General features: G+C 69.7%; 19 protein-coding genes and 1 tRNA gene. 12 read left to right on the top strand and 8 right to left on the bottom strand.

Annotated elements, in window-relative coordinates; all coding sequences use genetic code 11:
- Nucleotides 1-148 precede the first annotated feature (148 nt).
- Both ACFPCY_RS34970 and ACFPCY_RS34965 read left to right on the top strand, forming a co-directional pair.
- A complete protein-coding gene (locus ACFPCY_RS34970) occupies nucleotides 149-595 on the top strand; it encodes a hypothetical protein (RefSeq protein ID WP_378262561.1) in 447 nt (148 codons plus the stop codon).
- A gap of 459 nt (nucleotides 596-1,054) precedes the next feature.
- The gene (locus ACFPCY_RS34965) at nucleotides 1,055-1,387 is read left to right on the top strand and encodes a hypothetical protein (protein ID WP_378262559.1); all 333 of its coding nucleotides are present in this window, start codon (nucleotides 1,055-1,057) and stop codon (nucleotides 1,385-1,387) included.
- Here the strand turns inward: ACFPCY_RS34965 and ACFPCY_RS34960 are convergent.
- Nucleotides 1,384-2,460, bottom strand: coding sequence for a tyrosine-type recombinase/integrase (locus ACFPCY_RS34960; RefSeq protein ID WP_378262557.1), 1,077 nt, complete (start codon nucleotides 2,458-2,460; stop codon nucleotides 1,384-1,386). The genes ACFPCY_RS34965 and ACFPCY_RS34960 overlap by 4 nt on opposite strands.
- 148 nt (nucleotides 2,461-2,608) lie before the next feature.
- Here ACFPCY_RS34960 and ACFPCY_RS34955 point away from each other — a divergent pair.
- From ACFPCY_RS34955 to ACFPCY_RS34945, 3 genes are all read left to right on the top strand, one after another.
- Nucleotides 2,609-2,681, top strand: a tRNA-Arg gene (locus ACFPCY_RS34955).
- 102 nt (nucleotides 2,682-2,783) lie between these two features.
- The gene (locus ACFPCY_RS34950) at nucleotides 2,784-2,990 is read left to right on the top strand and encodes a hypothetical protein (protein ID WP_378262555.1); all 207 of its coding nucleotides are present in this window, start codon (nucleotides 2,784-2,786) and stop codon (nucleotides 2,988-2,990) included.
- A gap of 301 nt (nucleotides 2,991-3,291) precedes the next feature.
- Nucleotides 3,292-3,813 carry an SUKH-4 family immunity protein gene (locus ACFPCY_RS34945; protein WP_378262553.1) on the top strand — a complete coding sequence of 174 codons (522 nt, stop codon included), beginning with the start codon at nucleotides 3,292-3,294 and terminating at the stop codon, nucleotides 3,811-3,813.
- A 127-nt stretch (nucleotides 3,814-3,940) separates the two neighbouring features.
- On the opposite strand, the gene ACFPCY_RS34940 is transcribed toward ACFPCY_RS34945, so the two are convergent.
- The 3 genes from ACFPCY_RS34940 to ACFPCY_RS34930 all read right to left on the bottom strand — a co-directional run bounded on the left by ACFPCY_RS34940 (nucleotide 3,941) and on the right by ACFPCY_RS34930 (nucleotide 6,860).
- A complete protein-coding gene (locus tag ACFPCY_RS34940) occupies nucleotides 3,941-4,273 on the bottom strand; it encodes an RNase A-like domain-containing protein (RefSeq protein WP_378262551.1) in 333 nt (110 codons plus the stop codon).
- Nucleotides 4,270-5,703, bottom strand: a complete 1,434-nt coding sequence (locus ACFPCY_RS34935; RefSeq protein WP_378262549.1) for a hypothetical protein — start codon at nucleotides 5,701-5,703, stop codon at nucleotides 4,270-4,272. The genes ACFPCY_RS34940 and ACFPCY_RS34935 overlap by 4 nt, the downstream gene beginning before the upstream one ends.
- Before the next feature lie 623 nt (nucleotides 5,704-6,326).
- Nucleotides 6,327-6,860 (bottom strand): YbhB/YbcL family Raf kinase inhibitor-like protein, encoded by a 534-nt coding sequence (locus ACFPCY_RS34930; RefSeq protein ID WP_378262547.1) that lies wholly within the window; start codon nucleotides 6,858-6,860, stop codon nucleotides 6,327-6,329.
- A 101-nt stretch (nucleotides 6,861-6,961) separates the two neighbouring features.
- On the opposite strand from ACFPCY_RS34930, the gene ACFPCY_RS34925 reads away from it, so the two are divergent.
- On the top strand, nucleotides 6,962-7,645 hold the full coding sequence (locus tag ACFPCY_RS34925; RefSeq protein ID WP_378262545.1) for a GntR family transcriptional regulator: 684 nt from the start codon (nucleotides 6,962-6,964) through the stop codon (nucleotides 7,643-7,645).
- A 33-nt stretch (nucleotides 7,646-7,678) separates the two neighbouring features.
- Here ACFPCY_RS34925 and ACFPCY_RS34920 read toward each other — a convergent pair whose 3' ends face one another.
- The gene (locus ACFPCY_RS34920; protein ID WP_378262543.1) at nucleotides 7,679-8,188 is read right to left on the bottom strand and encodes a DUF4232 domain-containing protein; all 510 of its coding nucleotides are present in this window, start codon (nucleotides 8,186-8,188) and stop codon (nucleotides 7,679-7,681) included.
- 216 nt (nucleotides 8,189-8,404) lie between these two features.
- On the opposite strand from ACFPCY_RS34920, the gene ACFPCY_RS34915 reads away from it, so the two are divergent.
- Nucleotides 8,405-9,208, top strand: coding sequence for a phosphotransferase family protein (locus tag ACFPCY_RS34915; protein ID WP_378262541.1), 804 nt, complete (start codon nucleotides 8,405-8,407; stop codon nucleotides 9,206-9,208).
- A gap of 92 nt (nucleotides 9,209-9,300) precedes the next feature.
- Here ACFPCY_RS34915 and ACFPCY_RS34910 read toward each other — a convergent pair whose 3' ends face one another.
- Both ACFPCY_RS34910 and ACFPCY_RS34905 read right to left on the bottom strand, forming a co-directional pair.
- Entirely contained in the window at nucleotides 9,301-10,359 is a 1,059-nt protein-coding gene (locus ACFPCY_RS34910) for a TolB family protein (protein ID WP_378262539.1), read from the bottom strand.
- Entirely contained in the window at nucleotides 10,356-10,889 is a 534-nt protein-coding gene (locus tag ACFPCY_RS34905) for an RNA polymerase sigma factor (RefSeq protein ID WP_378262537.1), read from the bottom strand. Before ACFPCY_RS34905 ends, ACFPCY_RS34910 begins: the two co-directional genes overlap by 4 nt.
- 167 nt (nucleotides 10,890-11,056) lie before the next feature.
- On the opposite strand from ACFPCY_RS34905, the gene ACFPCY_RS34900 reads away from it, so the two are divergent.
- From ACFPCY_RS34900 to ACFPCY_RS34880, 5 genes are all read left to right on the top strand, one after another.
- On the top strand, nucleotides 11,057-11,572 hold the full coding sequence (locus ACFPCY_RS34900) for a SigE family RNA polymerase sigma factor (RefSeq protein WP_378262535.1): 516 nt from the start codon (nucleotides 11,057-11,059) through the stop codon (nucleotides 11,570-11,572).
- A gap of 497 nt (nucleotides 11,573-12,069) precedes the next feature.
- Nucleotides 12,070-12,630 (top strand): hypothetical protein, encoded by a 561-nt coding sequence (locus tag ACFPCY_RS34895; protein ID WP_378262533.1) that lies wholly within the window; start codon nucleotides 12,070-12,072, stop codon nucleotides 12,628-12,630.
- A 9-nt stretch (nucleotides 12,631-12,639) separates the two neighbouring features.
- The gene (locus ACFPCY_RS34890) at nucleotides 12,640-13,644 is read left to right on the top strand and encodes a DUF6891 domain-containing protein (RefSeq protein WP_378262531.1); all 1,005 of its coding nucleotides are present in this window, start codon (nucleotides 12,640-12,642) and stop codon (nucleotides 13,642-13,644) included.
- Nucleotides 13,645-14,242: 598 nt separating this feature from the next.
- The gene (locus ACFPCY_RS34885; protein ID WP_378262529.1) at nucleotides 14,243-14,974 is read left to right on the top strand and encodes a DUF6923 family protein; all 732 of its coding nucleotides are present in this window, start codon (nucleotides 14,243-14,245) and stop codon (nucleotides 14,972-14,974) included.
- Between the two features lie 49 nt (nucleotides 14,975-15,023).
- Nucleotides 15,024-15,500: a macro domain-containing protein gene (locus ACFPCY_RS34880; RefSeq protein ID WP_378262527.1), complete on the top strand. Its 477-nt coding sequence runs from the start codon at nucleotides 15,024-15,026 to the stop codon at nucleotides 15,498-15,500.
- 118 nt (nucleotides 15,501-15,618) lie between these two features.
- Here ACFPCY_RS34880 and ACFPCY_RS34875 read toward each other — a convergent pair whose 3' ends face one another.
- Nucleotides 15,619-17,055: a sensor histidine kinase gene (locus ACFPCY_RS34875; RefSeq protein WP_378262526.1), complete on the bottom strand. Its 1,437-nt coding sequence runs from the start codon at nucleotides 17,053-17,055 to the stop codon at nucleotides 15,619-15,621.
- Nucleotides 17,056-17,076 lie beyond the last annotated feature (21 nt).

Below are 17,076 nucleotides of genomic sequence, written 5' to 3'. Positions count from 1 at the left end.
ACAAGGTCACTTCGCACCGTATTCGCACATATATTCGAACTTCTGTCGGGTATAGCCAGGTCAGCGACGGCCGACGTGGACCCAAGTGCGAAGCTGTGCGAAGGTCTGGGGCATGACAACGCGTTTCGCCCGACCGCCGGAGGGGCAGTTGCTCGCCGAACGGCTGGCCCAACTCGGCTGGTCGATCAGGCGGGCCGCTCGCGAGTCTGAATACTCCGAAGGGCGCTGGCGACAGGTCGTCAAGGGATACGAAGGACGAGGCGGCGGTGCCGTGCGCGCGGTTCACGCCTCCGCGGACACGCTCGCCTCGATGGCGCAGACCCTCGACCTGTCGCCCGAGCAACTGGACGGCGTTGGACGCCCGGACGCGGCCGAGAAGCTGCGCGAACTGATCGCCCGCAATGATCTTCGCGCGAGCGTTCTACGGGACTTGGGGGACGATCCCGAAGTCCTGGCCGCCCTCGACCGCCTGCCGCCCTCCGTCCGCGAAGACGCGGTCGCGGAGATCGTTCGACTGCACGAGCGGGTTCGCGAGGACACGCGCCGCTACGTCTCCACCCTCCTGAACGCGACCCGGGTCGACGACGAGGGCTAGGGCCGCGTCCGCGCGGTCTGCGAGGCGGCGGGCCGATGGGCACGTTCCACAAATGTAGACAAAAAATTCCACCCTCGCGTCAACCCTGCTCAGAGCGGGCGCGTCATCCTTGCGGGCTGTCCGAGATCAGCTATATGTTCGAACGCACGTTCGACAGCCTGTCGACAGGGGGTGGCCTTGATCGTTCAGCGATCCAGCTTCCCCACGGCCTGCGTTAACCGAACCGCCGCCGTGCCACCGCTCTGCGTGACGTCGAAAACTCGCCCAGTACCCCGGACGGCGCGACGATGCCGTACGACACACCGGATCTTGATCATCCGTTGTGCCAACGTGATCAGGTTGCCGCTTCCGGGTCGTTACATGGAGCAGGACACACCGCACACGGTGACGGCATTCCCGCGCCCTGCAACTCCCCGCCCAGGTGCCAACAGCCGTCCGGAACTCCTCGAAGGAGGGTCGTTGACCACCCGCTACCACCTGCTGGGCTGGGGAGCAGCCATATCCGTTCCCGCTGCCGTGATCGGCGCGTTGCCGAACATGGAGCGCTTCCGCGGATTGCACATTCTGGCCGTAGGCACCGCGGCCGTCTGCGTGACGCTGCTGGCCGTCCGGCGCGCTCAGCGCCCACCCGACCCGGACCTTGCCTCCCTCGCGGACGCCCGGACCGAGGCGCTCGTTCGCGCCGCCGAACGGCTCGGCGCCCTCGAAGCGATGCGGGCCATCGAGGAGCGCCGGAAGCGTCCCCCGGGCTCGTCGGGGCCAGGCAGCGAACCCGAGGGATCCGCCGACTAGATCCGGTCCCCGGGCGACAGGCGGTCGTGCATCTGCCTGGCACGCTCCATCGCCCGGTCGCCGGCGTACTCGCGGACCATGTCCAGGGACTTCCATCCGGCGACGGCCATGACGCCGTCCAGGGTGCCGCCGTTCTCCAGGTAGTCGTCGGCGAACGTGCGCCGGAACCGGTGCGGGTGGGCGTCGGGAACGCCGGCCTGCTTCCCGCGCCGCACGATCATGCTGTGGACCCCGCTGGGCGTCATGTACTCGGGCTTGCGTCCTCTGACGCCCAGGAACAGGAACGGTGAGAGCGCGGCCTTGGGATGGCGTGCCCGGGCGCGCAGGTATCGGTCTACGGCCTGGGCCGCCTTCTTGCCGAGCGGGATGATGTGCTCGTCGCCGCCCTTGAGCACGACGCGCAGCCGCCGGTTCTTCAGGTCCACTCCGTTCGTCTCCGGGTTGTCCGGCGTGTAGCGGATGCTCACCAGCCCGCCGACTCGGACGCCCGTGTCGATGAAGATCCGCATGATCGCGGTGTCTCGGCGGTCCTCGAAGGAGTTACCCGCGCAGGTCTTGAGCAGCGCGGCGAGCTGCTCGTCGTCGAAGAAGCTCTTGGCCTTCTTCGGTGACTTGACCGCCTCGACGTTGGTCATGGGGGAGGCGGTGTGGGTCCGCTCCCCCTCGGTGATCACCCACTTCCAGAACACCCGCAGGTTGCGGTGGTGGCTCCCGGCGCTGGCGGCGCTGGTGCGCTCCTTCTCCGACCTCAAGAACATCCGCAGGTGCTCGGCGGTGACGTTCTCGGCGTCGGTCGGGTATCCCCGTGAGTCGAGCCAGCGGGCCAGGGCGCGGACGCTGTCGGTATAGGCGCGGATCGTTCGCTTGGACTTGTTGGCGCTGTCGAGGGCCAGTTCCCACGACTCGACGAGGGACAGCAGCGGCGCTCCCGGCGGCCAGGCGGGAGACGGGGGGAGGGCTTCGGCGTGCTGGACGGCGGCCGAGCCTCGGGGCCTGGTGCCGCCGGTGGAGGCTCGGCGTCGCGAGCGAGCGGCGCTGAAGGAGATGACGTTGGTGTCCCGGGGGTCGGGCATGAGTCAGACCTTCCATGTCCCGAGCACGGGTGCACGTGCCCTACACTGGTGCATGTCGCTGCGACGGAATTAGATCGTCAAGCACCAACGTGCGAGGCTGGTAGACTTCCGATCAGCGACATCGTTCCAGGTCACAGGCCCGGAACGAGCACCCGTAGCTCAACGGATAGAGCATCTGACTACGGATCAGAAGGTTAGGGGTTCGAATCCCTTCGGGTGCGCACACGTCAGAAGGCACTTCCGATCTCCGGAAGTGCCTTCTTTGCTAACGGGTCACCTGGGCCGCTTCGCACGCTCGACAGGGAATCGACACCGAAAGCTCCATGATCGTCTCCGCCTCCTTCGCTGAGCTGCACACCCTTGGATGGCTGGAGCGGCTCACGCATCGCTGTCGGGCCCGCAGCGTCGAGACCGCCGCGATCTGGGTCAACAGCGAGCGCGGCACCATGCGCAAGTACAGCGAGACGCGCGACACCCTCCGCGACCGTTGGAAACTGTCCCATTTGGGACGAGTACAGCAGCACCCTTGAGGACGACCCACTGTCCGGCGTGACAACGACGATCGACAACCGCCAAGGCCGGCCGCCAGCCTTGCCGAGCAGACCCGCAACACCCTCCGCAAGCTCATGGCCTGACCCGCTCGTGACTCCTGGGGCAGCAGCGCCGGATGAAAACTTCCTCTAAGTCTTCAAGGGCTCCCGCAAGCAGCACCCAGGACGCCTGTTCATCGGGTAGCCCAACGAGGTGCCGGGCAGCCGCTTTCAAGGCAATCGACGCTGTACCTGGAATCTGCTCACGACGTGTTCGAGGATCGTGACAGACTTCCGGTTCGTGATCGACCGTGCGAAGTTCGCCGCTGTGTTCGGCGAGGAGAACCTTGTCAGCCTGCCTCCCGATCGGGCCCAGGAGATCGGGCTTGCCGAGGACGACCAGTGGCTTCTCTCACACGTGGGGCTACCTCGTGAGACTCCGCTGTTCACGGCGGACGTCATTGGCAGACCTCGGTTGTTCGACGTCGAAGACTTCCTGGCGAACGGCGTGATGAACAGGGTTCTCTTCATCGGTGGGCCGATGGAGGACTTCCGGGCGCGTTTCTTTCTGGACGTCAGTGAGGGCTTCATCGTCCGGATGGCGCTGACCGCTACGGGGTCTGACACCGAAGTGGTGAACAGCTCGCTCGGCGCGTTCATGGAGTTTCTCTACCGGCTGATGGAGGCAGGAAGCAGCCTGGACGAAGCAGGGACGCTCGTGGCCGCGCTAAAGGAGACGGACCCGCACGCGTTCCGGGAGCCCGAATGCTGGTGGCCAACGATCTTGAGCCAGTCAGCGGGCGTGTCCTCCACGCTCACCTAGTACCTGACTGTTTCATGGGCAATCCGCAGCGTCCTAGCAGAGAAACCTGCCGCTGGCGGCTAAAACGGGTTGGAGGTGTCCGAAGCGGGGGCTCCACCGCTCCCAGCCGTCCCGCGAGCAGGGGGACTCATACGCGCGAATCCTCGGCCACAGCGTTTCGCCGTTCGCGTGAAAGAGCACTCCGGACCGTGGCGAAGGCGGCCAGGGAGTTACTAAGGCGGGCGCTAACTTCGAGGACGGTGTGGACGCCGTGCGCGTCGACAGGGCCGCGTCCGGCGTAGAGCATCCCGCGGAGCATTAGCCGGCCGGTCGGCTCGCTGGGAAAGTAGCCGTCCAGTCGTGGCCGTTCGCCGTGCCCGCGCGCCAGCCACTCGCGGATCGTCACCGTGTTCGCGTCCACCACCGCCTGGACGAAACGCTGTGCGGTCGGTGTGTCGACGAACGTCGAGGCGCCTCTCATCCGCGCCGCTCCTCGTCGTGTGCCCAAACGTGCGCGGTCAGGTTCGTGACCATGCCCTCCAGTATCGGCCGCCAACCGGTTCCGGTGGCTCCCAGGTGCGCCATCGCCCGATCCACGTCCTCTTCGTCCGGAAGCAGCGCCACCAATTCGGCGATCTCCCCGATCAACGGCGGCAGCCCGATGCGACACGGTTCGTGCGCCGCCGCCACATCCTCTACGAGCTTCCTACCCGACACATCCGGACGACCTTCCCCGAACGCGGCCAACCCCGGAAACCGAAACCGCAACTCCCAGCCGCTCAGAGGCAGTTCCTTGAGCGTGGGGCGCGGAGGCCTCGGATGGGGGTCCATGAGTTGGGCGCGCAGATCCGCCAGGGCGTCGAGTGGCTCGATTCCAGGAGACACATCGACTCCCCCGAGGATTTCATCCCACAGCCACGGATCTTCTTCCAAGTCGGTGATCAACAGATCCAAATGGGATATCACTGGAGCCAGTTCATGCGGGAAGCGAGGATGGTCGATGGCGCGTTTGAACCGCCATATGACATCCGACGTACGCCACTCAGCCGTGTCATTGAGTGGGCGCCCCTCAAAGGCCGAGACCAGTAACGTCGCGTTCCCATAGCGGGGATCGTCTATCGCCTGGGCCCTCCTGGAAGGGTTCTCGGCGGCGGCCACCAGCCGCCTGCCTGTGGCTTGCTGGTCCCTGAGCGCGTTGCTGAGCGCAGCCACCGCTGGTGCGCACCAGTCCAGCCAGCCCTCGGGCGGCGCGTTTTCGGCCGCAAGACCGAGCTCCTCAGCAGTCACGACCGTCGCTCGAAGCTCGTAGTGAGAACCGACCATGCCGGCGAACAGCTCGGAGTCGTATTGGGGACGACCTTCGGCGTCCGTCAATAGGGTCCGCTGAACGATCTCTTCGGACACAGGAGGCCGGTCTCCGTCGGGCGAAGAGCGATCCCAGGCGAGGCGGGTGGAGACAAGACTGCCGAACAGCGGAAACAGGGAGTCGAGCTCTCTCGCGTAGGGAAGTTCCGATGCATCTAGCAGCGAACAGGTGGACACACTCGTCAGCGAATGTCGAAGACTGGAGAATGCCTCAGGGATCGTCGGACCGCAGTTCGTGCGAAGCAACTCCAGCACCGTGTCTGAAAAAACGGGGATGTCTCCGGTGGATTCTCGCAGGTTCTCCCAACGCTCATCGGTGTAGGTCAACGCCTGGAGCGCCGATTTCAGTTCCTGATGCGCGGAACTCATCGACCGGTTGCGACGATGCCGGATGACCCGTGCGTAGTGCGCGGGCAGAGATCCGATCGACGAAACCGGGGCGCATCCGTGAGGGCGGTCGGCGAACCAGAATGACAGCAGATTGCCGAGGGTGGAGAGGCTACGAACGCGATCGTGGTTCGTCGACGGGACTTCCCGCTCGAGCATGTCGATGACGTCCTTCGGGATTACGGTGCGACCAGGTGTTTGCCGTAATCATCATGAAACGGGGCTGAGCGGGCCGGTGGTGACGGGAGGGCCGCCGCTCGCGGGACGGGACGATGGCGGAACGGGAGAGTCAGCGAAGACATCGACTCCTCCGGAGCATCGGAGTGCATGACGCGGGGCTCAGCGCGACATGATCATGCCGTGACTTCGCAAAGCAAGTCAAGGTTAGTCAGTTCGTCACCAACTTCCTTATTCGGGCGATCACGGAGCGGACAAGTTCGGAGGCCGTGGCGGCGAGACGGGGCGTGGCGTGGTGGTTGGCGGGTCTTCGCGGCGATCCAGTAGGCCGACTTGGCTAGGCGAAGGGCGAAGGTGAGGGACGCAGGCGGGTTGAGATTGGTCTATTGGCGAAGGTCGCTGGCCGGCTCACGCTTGTCTAGTTGAAGAGGCTCGACCTGGCCGTGGTGGGCGCTTGGACTCCCGAGCGGGCGAGCGCATGTGGGAAGGCCCTCTCGGTTTCGAGAGGGCCTTCTTTGATTTGAAGACGTCCGGGGACGGGGTTAGGGGGTTGAGGTTACGGAGATGGGCGTCCGGGTGGAGGTTGGCTCGCCGGTTGCGGCGGGTCAGGCGGGGGTTTCGGCGGTTGCGGTGAGGACTGCGCGGCCGAGGGTGTGGGCGGACATGGTGAAACCGAGGACGGCGGGGGTGGCGTCCGCCGGGACGCCGATGGACTCGACGTCCAGGGCGTGCACGACGACGAAGTAGCGGTGCGGGCCGTGGCCGGCGGGCGGGGCGGCGCCGAGGTAGTGGGGCACGCGGGCGTCGTTGGGGAGTTGGAAGGCGCCCTCCGGGAGGGACGAGCCGGTGGCGTCGCCGGCTCCTTCGGGGAGTTCGGTGACGGTGGCGGGGATGTCGGCGACCGCCCAGTGCCAGAAGCCCGATCCGGTGGGGGCGTCGGGGTCGTAGACGGTGACGGCATAGCTCTTGGTGCCTTCGGGGGCGCCGCTCCAGGAGAGGTGCGGCGACACGTCCTTGCCGCCGGGGACGCCGGAGGCGAGTTGCTCGGGGGCCCAGGCGGAACCGTCGGCGACGGTGTCGCTGGTGACGGTGAAGGACGCGGCCTCGGGCAGGCGGGCGAAGGGGTTGTTGGCGTTCACGGTGTGGGTCCTTTCGGATGCGGTGGGGTCGCCGTCCTGGCGACATCATCGACTCTAGCATCGATAATCGATTATTTGTCGAATCGTCTATGATGGCGACCATGACTCAGACGGCTCAGACCCCTGCCGGAGCGGGGAAGCAGATGCTCTCCGAGCGGGCCTTCGTCCACCTGCGGGACGCGATCATGCGCGGGGACCACGCTCCCGGTGACGCCCTCAAGCCCCAGGACCTCGCCAAGGAAATGGGTGTGAGCCTGGCCGTCGTGCGCGAGGCCCTCGTCCGGGCGGTCGGGGAGGGGCTCGCCGACCGGCTGCACAATCGCGGCTTCGCCGTCCCGTCGTTCTCCGACCGCCGCTGGCAGGAGATCGCCGAAGCGCGCCGGACGATCGAACCGGCCATGCTGCGCATGTCGATCGAGCGCGGGGACGTGGACTGGGAGGCTCGCGTCCGGGCTGCTCATCACCGGCTGGCGCGCACCCCGCCGTACGCGCCGGAGGAGGGTGAGAACTACACCGCCGCCTGGGCGGAAGCCCATCGCCTCTTCCACCGGACGCTGCTGGAAGGGTGCGGAAACCCTGTCCTGATGGACACTTTCGACCGCCTGTGGACGGCCAGTGAGCTGGCCCGTCGCTGGTCGGCGCACCGGGCTCCCGGCCGGGACGGGGACGCCGAGCACCGCCGCCTGGAGGAGACCGCGCTCGCACGCGATGCCGACGCCGCGGCCGAAGTGCTGTCCCGGCACCTCACCCTGACCGCTGCCGCTCTGACCGACGGCAATCCATGAGGACGCGCGGTCACGGGTGAGCCTTGAGCTGGATCAGGCCCCTGGCCGCACCGGGCCGACGACCGTTCCCGCGGTGACGGTGAGTCGGCCGTGCGCGGTGGAACGGCCGGGGATCACGCCGTGCGGAGTCCTGAGCGGGAAGGCGGCCTCGTCGGCGGCCGTCCCGTGCGAGTTGTTGCGCACCTGGATGTCGAAGTGGACGGGACGACCCGGACCGAAGACCACCACGTCCTTCTGCGGACCGTAGCGTCCGGCGGTGATCCCGATCAGGTGGCCGTGGTGGTAGAACCGCACGTCGGCGGGGGACCCGGCCAGCTCGCACGAGGCGTACCCGCGCGGAGCGACCAGGGTGACGCGGTAGTGGCTATGGCCGGCGCTCGCGGAGCCCTGCGTGATCCTGGCCCCGTGGTTCGCCGGACGGCACGCCGAGGGCACCTCCTTCTTGACCGTCGCAGCCATGGCGTTCTGGGACGACACCAGCGCCAGCCCTCCCAGCATCGTGGCGGCGGCGGTGACGGCGATCGTCCGCGTGGCAGTGCGCATCTCGAACGTTCCCTCCTGCTCGGCGACCCAGCGGTCCCCGGCGGTCCCCAGCGGTCCCGAGCGGCCCCCTGCGGGACCATGGTCAACTTCGAGTGCCCTACCCCCGATCCGGCGAAGATGACGGTCCGCGACGATGAACGGACCTGATCTTGGCGAGAGTGGGGGTGGCCGAAGGCGCGGTTGCGTAGCGCTCGGTCGCTGTGCAGGGTGAACGCCATGGACCGCCACGGGAACACCCATGACGTCGTGATGGGGCAGTCCGACGTCCTCAAGCGGTATCGCGCCTGGACGCTGGACGAACCGGCGCGGGAGTGGCGGGCGCTGGGGTTGCTGTCGCGGCACGCGCCAGGGCTGGCTCCCGTGCCGCTCGCGGCGGGGCTGGGAGATGAACCGCCGTGGTTGCGGATGTCTCGGCTGGACGGAGTGTCGATCACCGGGCCCGTCCAGGACGCCCAACTCTCCGCCATAGCCGCGGCGGTTCTGCGTTTGCACACGGCCGTCCCTGCGCGGACTCTCCACGAGATTCCTCCTCGCGCCGGCCATCCTTTGGAACTGCTCCGGCGCGTCCGAGCATGGTGCGAGTCGTTCACGCCTCCAAGCGCCGGTGCGGAGACCGACCCGGAAGCCGAACCGGACGTCGCAGCCGCCTACAACGCCACAGCCGCGTGGGCGCATGGACGGGACCTCGAGCGGACGCTCGCCGCTAGCGGAACTCCCGTGTTGGGCACGGGTGACGGCAATGTCGCGAACTACCTGTGGGACGGCGGCGAGGTGCGGTTGGTCGACTTCGAGTACGCGGGACGCAGCGACCGGGCCTATGAGCTCGCGGAGGTCGTCGAGCACATCTCGGCTTGGTGGCACGGTGGGACGGGCCTGGACCGCGTGGTGGACGCTGCTGATCTCTCCGGGGCCGAGGCTCGTCGGCTGGTGGAGTGCCGGAGGCTGCTGGCGTCGTTCTGGTTCTTTCGCGTCGTCGATCACACGAAGGGCGCGGCGAGCAGGCTTCTGAAGTTGCTCTAGGTTCGCCACGGGGCGCGAAGGCCCGCCCGCCGCGCACGCCGCGCACGCCGCGGACGCCGCGGACGCGGTGGACCTCGCGACGTCGGTTGTGGTTACCAGGCGGCGTCGGTGTAGTCGGTCGCTGTGGTCGTCCAGGTGAAGACGCCGTTGTCGACGCGTCCCAGGCGGCCGTCGATGATCTGCAGGAAGTGGTTGCCGGACGCGTCGGGCTTGACGAAGAAGGAGTCACTGGGCAGGCGCGCCGTCCACGGGGTGGGTTGGCCAGTCCGCGCCGAGAGTTGGACGAGCTGGTATTCGGCGTCGTCGTCGGGGCCGCGTTTCGCGCCCTGGACCTGGGCGGTCAGAGTGCGGCCGTCCGGGTTGAAGGCGAAGACGTTGATCAGGCCGTCACCCGGTGTCGTGGCGCTGCGCAGGACGCGCGGCGCGAGCCGGGCCGCGCCGGTGTCCAGCAGGTACAGAGACGGCTGGTCGTCCCGGAATGACCAGATGAAGCCCAGGGTGCGGTTGTCGGGGGACCAGGTCGCGCTGGAGATCGGGTTGTCGCCGCTGGCACGCCAGACCCTGGACGCGCCGGTCCGGACGTCGATGACGACGGCTTCGACCTGGCCAGGGTTGTTGCCGACGACGGCGAGCTTCGAGCCGTCCGGGCTGGCGGCGAAGCGTTCCGGTTTGCCGAGGCCGGAGTCCAGCCGGATGGTCGCGGGCACTCTCTGCGGACGCGTCGGCGAACCGTCCGGGCCGAGCGTGACGCGGTAGAACGAGTAGGTGTCGCTTGCCGCCGACGCGGCCAGGAAGAAGGTGCGGCGATCACGGGTCGCGGCCACGGCCTCGTAACGGTCGCCGTCGATGCGGACGATCGGATGGCCCGCGGCGTCCTCGACCATGGCGTGGCCGCCGCGGATCGCGACGATGCGCTCGGGCGCGCCGCTGAGCGCGGACGAGCCGGTCCGCGGAGCCTGCGACATCCCGCCGACCAGCATCGACGTACCGATCAGGACAAGGGTGAGCGCCCCGGCCACGGCCACCGGAACGGCCCACTTCATCGAGCGCGCGCGGGGCGGCGGCGGGCTGAGCGGTGCGAGCGATCCCGGACGGATGGTCTCGGCCGCGCCGCTGAAGGCGTCGCGGAGGCGGTCTTCGGTCCCGGTCATGCCTGCTCCCCGAGATGCTTGGCGAGCGCGGCGAGCGCCCGCGACGTCGTGGACCTGACGGTGCCGCGGCCGATCCCCATGACCTCGGCGATCTCCGCCTCCCCCAGGTCCAGGTAGTAGCGGAGCACGAGCGCCTCGCGCTGGCGCCGCGGCAGGCGCTGGAGGGCGAGGAAGACCTCCCGGCGGTCCTCGCCGAGGATCACCGCCGACTCGGCCGACCACACCGGCGGCTCGTGCTCGCGGGCCGCCGCGAACGCCAGGCGCCGCCTGCGCAGGACGGTCCGGCACCGGTTCACCACCGACGCCCGGACGTAGGGCAGCATCCGGTCCGGGTCCGCCAGCCTGTCGATCCGGCGGTGCGCCTCGACGAAGGCGTCCTGCACCACGTCCTCGGCCGTCGCCCGGTCCCCGACGATCATCAGGGCCGTCCGGGCGAGGTTGAGGTGATGCTCGCGGAACAGGCGCACCAGCTCCGCCGAGGCTTCACCCGCCCCCTCGCGGCGTTGCACACTCGTTCGGGGAGGACGCATCGCTCCCACCATGTCGCTTTCCACCCCCCTAACACGCACAACCCCCCGAATCCGCTGCTTTCCCGCGCTTCTTGGTTCGCTCAGGTGCTGCGAGCGGCACGAAACAATTCCGCGTCGCCGTCAACCGATCCCCGGGGTCACCTTGTTCGTAGGGCGGGAGGTGATCCATGCCGGACGTCCCGGAGGGCTTCGCCGAGTTCGTCGCCGCGCGTTCGCCCTCGTTGCTGCGCACGGCGTGGCTGCTCACGGGTGACAGCGGCCTCGCGGAGGACCTGCTGCAGACCGTGCTGGCCCGTGTCTGGTGGCGCTGGCCGCGCATCTGCGCGGGCGGCGATCCGGAAAGCTACCTCCGGCGCGTCCTTTACACCACCTACCTCACCTGGTGGCGACGGCGCTGGCGCGGTGAGCTCCCTTCGGCGCGCCCACCGGACGCAGCCGACCGGGCCGACCTCGCCGACGACTCCGCGGCCCGCGACGCCGTGCGCCGTGCGCTGGCCCGGTTGACGGCACGGCAGCGCGCGGTGGTCGTCCTGCGCTTCGTGGAGGACCGCTCGGTCGCCGAGACAGCGGCGATTCTCGGCTGCACGACCGGAACCGTGAAGACCCAGACCTCCCGTGCGCTGAACGCGCTGCGCGCCGACGCCGACCTACTCTCGCTGCTCACCGAGGGGGCAGAACGGTGACCGATGTCCGCACAGAGCAACTGCGCCGGCTTCTCGCCCTGGCCGTCCCGGACGATCTGCCGCACCCGTCCGGGCGCCTGATCGCGATCGCCGCTCGCGCCCGTCGTGCTCGTCGCCGCAGGCGTCTGGCCGTCGCAGGGACGGCAGCCGTCCTCATGGCTTGCGTGGTCGTACCGCTGGGTTCGTCCCCTTCCCACCGTGCCGTGGACTCCGCTCGGCCGCCGGTCTCGTGCGCGTCCGTTTCTCCCTGGTCGCGGCCGGACCGCGGAAAGGGAAGCGGCGCGCCTTTGCCGATGGGATTTCGGCCGGCGACCGTTTACACCTGTACTCGCGAGCTCCGGCTCGTTCCAGGTGACGGCAGATGGGAGTTCTCGATCACCCGGCGCGCGGACTCCGGCTTGGGGCCGTTGCTCGCGCAGCTCCACCGGTCACCGGGACAGGCCGCGTCCTCGCAGCCGAAAACGTGCAGTCTCCAAGCAGACGGCGCTCCGTACCTGATGCTCGTGGACCGCGCCGGCAAGGCCGTCCAGCCGAGAGTCCCGCCGGACGCGTGCGGACACTATGTGGGCGTGGTCGCGGCGATGCGCCCGATGCCGTGGCGGACGGTCGAAGAGGTCAAGTTGCGGCGAATCGAGAGCCCCGAGGCCGTCGCGTCGGGCTGCTCCCAGTACGGCAAGGACATGTTCGACTGGGAGATCCATCTGGGCACCGTGATGCAGCGGGGATCGCGACGGCCGGACTTCCAGCCGGACCCGGTCAGCGGGCGCGCCTGCGTCTACGCCAGGTCGAAGGGCGCGGACGGCGGCGTCCTCGTGACCGGCGGCCGGCTCACCGATCTGCCCGGAGTCGTCGCGGCGCTGCGCGACGCGCGACCAGCCGAGCCCTGTTCACTGCCCCGCACCCGCTGGGCGCAGCTCGTCCTCATGCCCATGCATCAGACCGCGTACCTGGAACTGGACGGATGCCGGCGGCTGGAGGTCTGGACCCCCTCGGGGAAGGTGAACTTCTTCGATCCGCCGAGGTCGGTCGGCCAAGCCGTGGAAGCGGTGCGGCCGTGACGGGGAGAGATGAAGCGCGGGCGGGTTTGTCGGGGTTTCCTGGGCGGTGACGGCAAACGTGCAATCATCCGCCTTGTGGATCTTCGGGAAGCTCTGCGGGATGTTGTTCGGGTGGGGGTCGCGCGGGGGGCGGTCGACTTCGAGGGGGTTGTGGCGGGCGCGGTCGAGTATCTCGACACGTTCGAGGGGGAGCCGGCGGAGCTTGAGGCGGCTGCGCGGGCCGTGGCGGTCGACGAGTTCGCCGCGCATGAGGAGGCGCAGGCCGGGTGGGGCGACGAGGAGCTGGAGCCTGATCGGCTGCGGGCGGCGTTCCGGGCGTTGGACGAGGCGGGCATCGTCGCCCGGGCCGACTTCGCGTGCTGCCAGAACTGCGGGATTCACGAGATCGGAGCCGAGATCCCCGAGGGGGAGACGCGGCGGGGGTACGCCTTCTGCCATCGGCAGGACGTCGAGGGGGCGCTGGACGGCGGGGGCGTCCACCTGGCCTTCGGGGTCTTCGGGAAGGGCGGCGGGGCCGCCGAGATCGCGGCCGAGGTCGTGGACGTGCTCGGACGGCACGGGTTCGAGCCGGTGTGGAACGGGGACGCCGGCACGCGCGTCTTCGTGCCGATGACCTGGCGCGTTCGCCGGCACGGGCGGCTGGCCGCCTATCCGGGACGTCCCGAGGCGCCGGGGCCGGTGCTGACCGTGTCCGTCCAGGACCTGGCCCGCGGGACGTGGCAGGAGGACTGGCCGATGACGTTCCCGGAGGTGCGGTCGCTGCTCCTCGACCTTCCGCCGGTCGCCGGCAGTTTCTTCGTCTGTGCCACTCCTTCCGAGCGCGTCGTCCAGGGGATGTGGGAGGGCGGCGATCGGCTCTGGGCCGAGCAACTGGTCGCGGAGGAGCGGGCGTCCTACGGGCGGTCGGTCACGCTCGACGAGGCGCTGGGCGTCCTGCGCGTCCTCGCCGAGGAGGGGCGCTACTCGCTGGGCGAGCTCGGCCCGCTCCGCCGCGAGACGTGGCCCGAAGGCTGACTTGGACGGATATAAGGTCTCCGCATCTGTTCGGAGGTAACTGACGTGGCGTTGGGATTCATAGAGATGTTGATCCTCCTCTTCCTGTTCGCACTGGGCGTGCTCGCCGTGGGCGGGCTGGTGCTGGCCGTCGTGCTGCTCAGCAGGCGCAACTGAGGCGTTCCAGGGGCGGAACCGGCTCGGGACGGGGCGGGTGCGGCGGCGGGCTTGACCGGGGCTTGGGTTCGGCCGGTTTCATGATCGGGAACTAACGACCGCGTAGTGGTCTGCGTGGCGCGGGCGGTAGTCGTTCCTGGCGGGGATGTCGGGTCCCGCTCGGCGGAATCACGGGGGGGACACCGTGTTCATGGCACCCGCTCGTGGGCTCCGGCCCCGGTTCGTGCGCCTTGTCCGATGGGCTTCCGGGGGCGTGGCGGCCGGAGTTCTCGTGTCCGGCACGTCCGCTGCGGAGGCGCCGTCCGTGCCGTCCGCGCGCGACGCGTCGTCTGCGCGCTGTGATGGTGTTGCGTATGTTGTCGCCGACCTGCGGATTGCGGGGGTTAGCGGCGCGCGCGAGGCGCGCCGGCGGAGGATCGACGGACGGCGGATCCTCGGACGCATGGACGTGCTGGACGGCAGCGTCCAGCCGATCGCTCCGGCACCCGGACTGGACGCGCTCGGTTACGACTCGCGCGACGGGCTGCTGTACGGGGTGGCCAGCAGTGCTGTGGACGGAACCGCGCCGACCGTCCAGGCGATCGATCCGCGGGACGGGACGGTTCTCGCTACCGCGCCGCTCCCGCAGGACACCTACACCGCTGGCGCCGTGTCCGCCGATGGGCTTTTCTACGTGCGCGGACGTCGCACGATCCGAGTCGTTGATGTGACCGATCCGAAAATGCGGATGCGCGTCGTCAGGACGTTCGCCGTGAGGAGGGCCCTCCTGCTGGACGACTTCGCCGTGCGTCCGAAGGACGGACTGATCTACGGGGTGGACGACGCGCGCCACGTCCTCGTGCGGATCGACCCGCGAACCGAGCGCGTCACGCGGCTCGGGCGGCTCGGCGTCGGCCCGCTCGGCGTGGGGTCGCTCGGCGTCGGGCGGGTTTCGGCCGCCTTCTTCGACGCCGCGGGAACGTTCCGCATCGCGGGTGACCGGATGGTCAGCGTGGACGTCGCCAAGCTCAAGGCGCGCGCTCGGGTCGATGCTCGCCGGGTGGCCGTGCTGTCCGCGCATCCGCCCGCGCTGGTGGACGGAGCGGGCTGCCTCGCCGCCGTCCCGCGTGTGATCGACGACCTGCCGTCCCCGCAGGTCGCGCCGTCGGTGGAGCGGCTCGCGTCCTCGCGGTAGCCGAAAAAGCGTTTCCGGAGTGTCGGTGGTCGCGCCTATCGTCCTGGTCATGGGCGAGGTCCGGTACGTGCGCGGTGACGCGACGTCCCCGCAGGCGAAGGGCGTGAAGGTGATCGCGCACGTCTGCAACGACCTCGGCGGCTGGGGGAAGGGTTTCGTGCTCGCCGTATCCCGCCGCTGGGACGAGCCCGAACGCGCCTACCGCGCCTGGCACCGGGACCGCGCGCGGAACGGCTTCGGGTTGGGCGCGGTGCAGTTCGTGCAGGTCGAGCCGTACATCTGGGTCGCGAACATGGTCGGTCAGCGGGGGATCAGGCGCGGCAGCAAGGGCGTCCCGATCCGCTACGACGCGCTGTCCGCCTGCCTGGACCGCCTCGGCGCGCGCGCCGTCGAGCTCGGCGCGTCCGTCCACATGCCGCGCATCGGCTGCGGCCTCGCGGGCGGACGCTGGTCCGAGGTCGAGCCGCTGATCGAACGGCACCTCGTCGGACGCGAGCTGTCCGTAACCGTCTACGACACCGACTGATCTCGCGCCGAAGCCGCGATGGTCCGCGGTTTCGGCCGACCGGCCGACCGGCCGTGCCGGGCAGTAGCTTCGCGATTTCGGCGGGTCCTGCCGAGTCTTTGCGGTTTTGGTTGGGCGTTTACTGGGTCGGCTGATTGTCGGGGCGGCCGAGTTCGGCGGGCGCCGGCGGGGGTGTCGGCAGGGTCACTCGGACGGTGGTGCCGGTGTTCGGGGCGGAGAAGAGTTCGGCGTGGCCGCCGTGGGCGGCGGCGATGGCCGCGACGATCGGCAGGCCCAGGCCCGCGCCGGTGGTGCCGCCGCTGTGGAAGCGTTCGAAGGCGCGCGCGGCGTCCTCGGGGGACATGCCCGGGCCCTCGTCCGCGACCTCCAGGACGACCTGTCCCGCGTGCGGTGCTTGAAGGCGGACGGTCGCGCCCGTCCCGGACGGCGTGTGCACCCGCACGTTCGTCAGCAGGTTCGCCAGCACCTGGCGGATGCGCGCCTCGTCCACCGTCGCGACCAGCGAGGACGGCGACTCCAGCCGCACCGGACGGTCCGGGTCGGCGGCCTGCGCGTCGGCGACGGCGTCGCGGGCGAGCGCGGCGAGGTCCACGGGCGCGGGTTCGAGGGACGCCTCGCGGTCGAGGCGGGCGAGTTCCAGCAGGTCGCCGACCAGGCTGCTCATCCGGCGGGCCTCCTCCTCGATGCGGCGCATCGCGTCGGGCAGCCGGTCCGGGCCGAGCGCGCCCTGCCGGTACAGCTCGGCGTAGCCCTGGATGGTGGTCAGCGGCGTCCGCAGCTCGTGCGAGGCGTCCGCGGCGAACTCGCGGACCCGCGCCTCGGAGCGGGCGCGCGCCGCGAACGCCTGCTCGATCCGGCCGAGCATGACGTTGATCGCACCGGCGAGGCGTCCGGTCTCGGTGCGGCGGTCCGCGCCGGACATCCGCGCGCCCAGGTTGCCGCCGAGCGCGATGACCTGCGCCGTCGTCGCCATCTGGTGCAGCGGGCGCAGGCCGCGCCGGATCAGCCAGCGGCCGACGAGCGCGAGCGCGACCAGCAGCAGCGCGGCCGTCGCGAGCTCGGTCACGACCAGGCTGAGCGTCGCGGCGCGGATCTCCGCGAGCGGCGCGGCGACCACCACGACGTCGTTCCCGCGGCCGGCGGCGCGCGGCGCGAGGCTGGCGACGTCGCTGCGCGGCGGCCGGACGCGGGCGACGGCGCGCAGCCCGGGCAGCGAGAACGGCCTGCGGTCGGCGGCGCGCCGGGATAGCTCGGCCGTGCCCAACCGCTGGATCGCGTCCTCGGCGGCGCCGGGGTCGGGGTCGTCGCCGCTGAGCACCTTCATCCGCCCGGACGGCGCGACGCTGATCACGAGGAAGCGGGCCGGGGCCATGCCGTCGTCGGGCAGGCCGGGCTTGAGCCGGGTGACCGCCCGGTCACGGGTGGCCTCGAGCTGGCCGTCCACCCGGTGCATCAGGTAGTTGTGCAGGACGAACGCGCTGACCAGACCCATCACCAGCAGGCCCGCGAACGTGACGGCGAGCAGCCCGGTCAGCAGCCGCGCGTTCAGGCTCATGCGGGTCTCACCGCCGGACGG

Source organism: Actinomadura gamaensis (assembly GCF_042652125.1).
In the GTDB taxonomy this organism is placed as follows: Bacteria; Actinomycetota; Actinomycetes; order Streptosporangiales; family Streptosporangiaceae; genus Spirillospora; species Spirillospora gamaensis.
The sequence above is the reverse complement of the archived record's forward strand: the minus strand, read 5'-3'. Positions and strand labels throughout refer to the sequence as shown.

Bases quoted from the DNA above. Each gene is read 5' to 3' on its own strand.
- ACFPCY_RS34905 (WP_378262537.1), bottom strand. From the start codon at position 10,889: ATGCGTCCTCCCCGAACGAGTGTGCAACGCCGCGAGGGGGCGGGTGAA.
- ACFPCY_RS34910 (WP_378262539.1), bottom strand. From the start codon at position 10,359: ATGACCGGGACCGAAGACCGCCTCCGCGACGCCTTCAGCGGCGCGGCC.
- ACFPCY_RS34940 (WP_378262551.1), bottom strand. From the start codon at position 4,273: ATGAGAGGCGCCTCGACGTTCGTCGACACACCGACCGCACAGCGTTTC.
- ACFPCY_RS34880 (WP_378262527.1), top strand. From the start codon at position 15,024: ATGGGCGAGGTCCGGTACGTGCGCGGTGACGCGACGTCCCCGCAGGCG.
- ACFPCY_RS34885 (WP_378262529.1), top strand. From the start codon at position 14,243: ATGGACGTGCTGGACGGCAGCGTCCAGCCGATCGCTCCGGCACCCGGA.
- ACFPCY_RS34950 (WP_378262555.1), top strand. From the start codon at position 2,784: ATGATCGTCTCCGCCTCCTTCGCTGAGCTGCACACCCTTGGATGGCTG.
- ACFPCY_RS34925 (WP_378262545.1), top strand. From the start codon at position 6,962: ATGACTCAGACGGCTCAGACCCCTGCCGGAGCGGGGAAGCAGATGCTC.
- ACFPCY_RS34895 (WP_378262533.1), top strand. From the start codon at position 12,070: ATGCTCGTGGACCGCGCCGGCAAGGCCGTCCAGCCGAGAGTCCCGCCG.
- ACFPCY_RS34960 (WP_378262557.1), bottom strand. From the start codon at position 2,460: ATGCCCGACCCCCGGGACACCAACGTCATCTCCTTCAGCGCCGCTCGC.
- ACFPCY_RS34900 (WP_378262535.1), top strand. From the start codon at position 11,057: ATGCCGGACGTCCCGGAGGGCTTCGCCGAGTTCGTCGCCGCGCGTTCG.
- ACFPCY_RS34875 (WP_378262526.1), bottom strand. From the start codon at position 17,055: ATGAGCCTGAACGCGCGGCTGCTGACCGGGCTGCTCGCCGTCACGTTC.
- ACFPCY_RS34890 (WP_378262531.1), top strand. From the start codon at position 12,640: ATGAAGCGCGGGCGGGTTTGTCGGGGTTTCCTGGGCGGTGACGGCAAA.
- ACFPCY_RS34935 (WP_378262549.1), bottom strand. From the start codon at position 5,703: ATGCTCGAGCGGGAAGTCCCGTCGACGAACCACGATCGCGTTCGTAGC.
- ACFPCY_RS34920 (WP_378262543.1), bottom strand. From the start codon at position 8,188: ATGCGCACTGCCACGCGGACGATCGCCGTCACCGCCGCCGCCACGATG.
- ACFPCY_RS34915 (WP_378262541.1), top strand. From the start codon at position 8,405: ATGGACCGCCACGGGAACACCCATGACGTCGTGATGGGGCAGTCCGAC.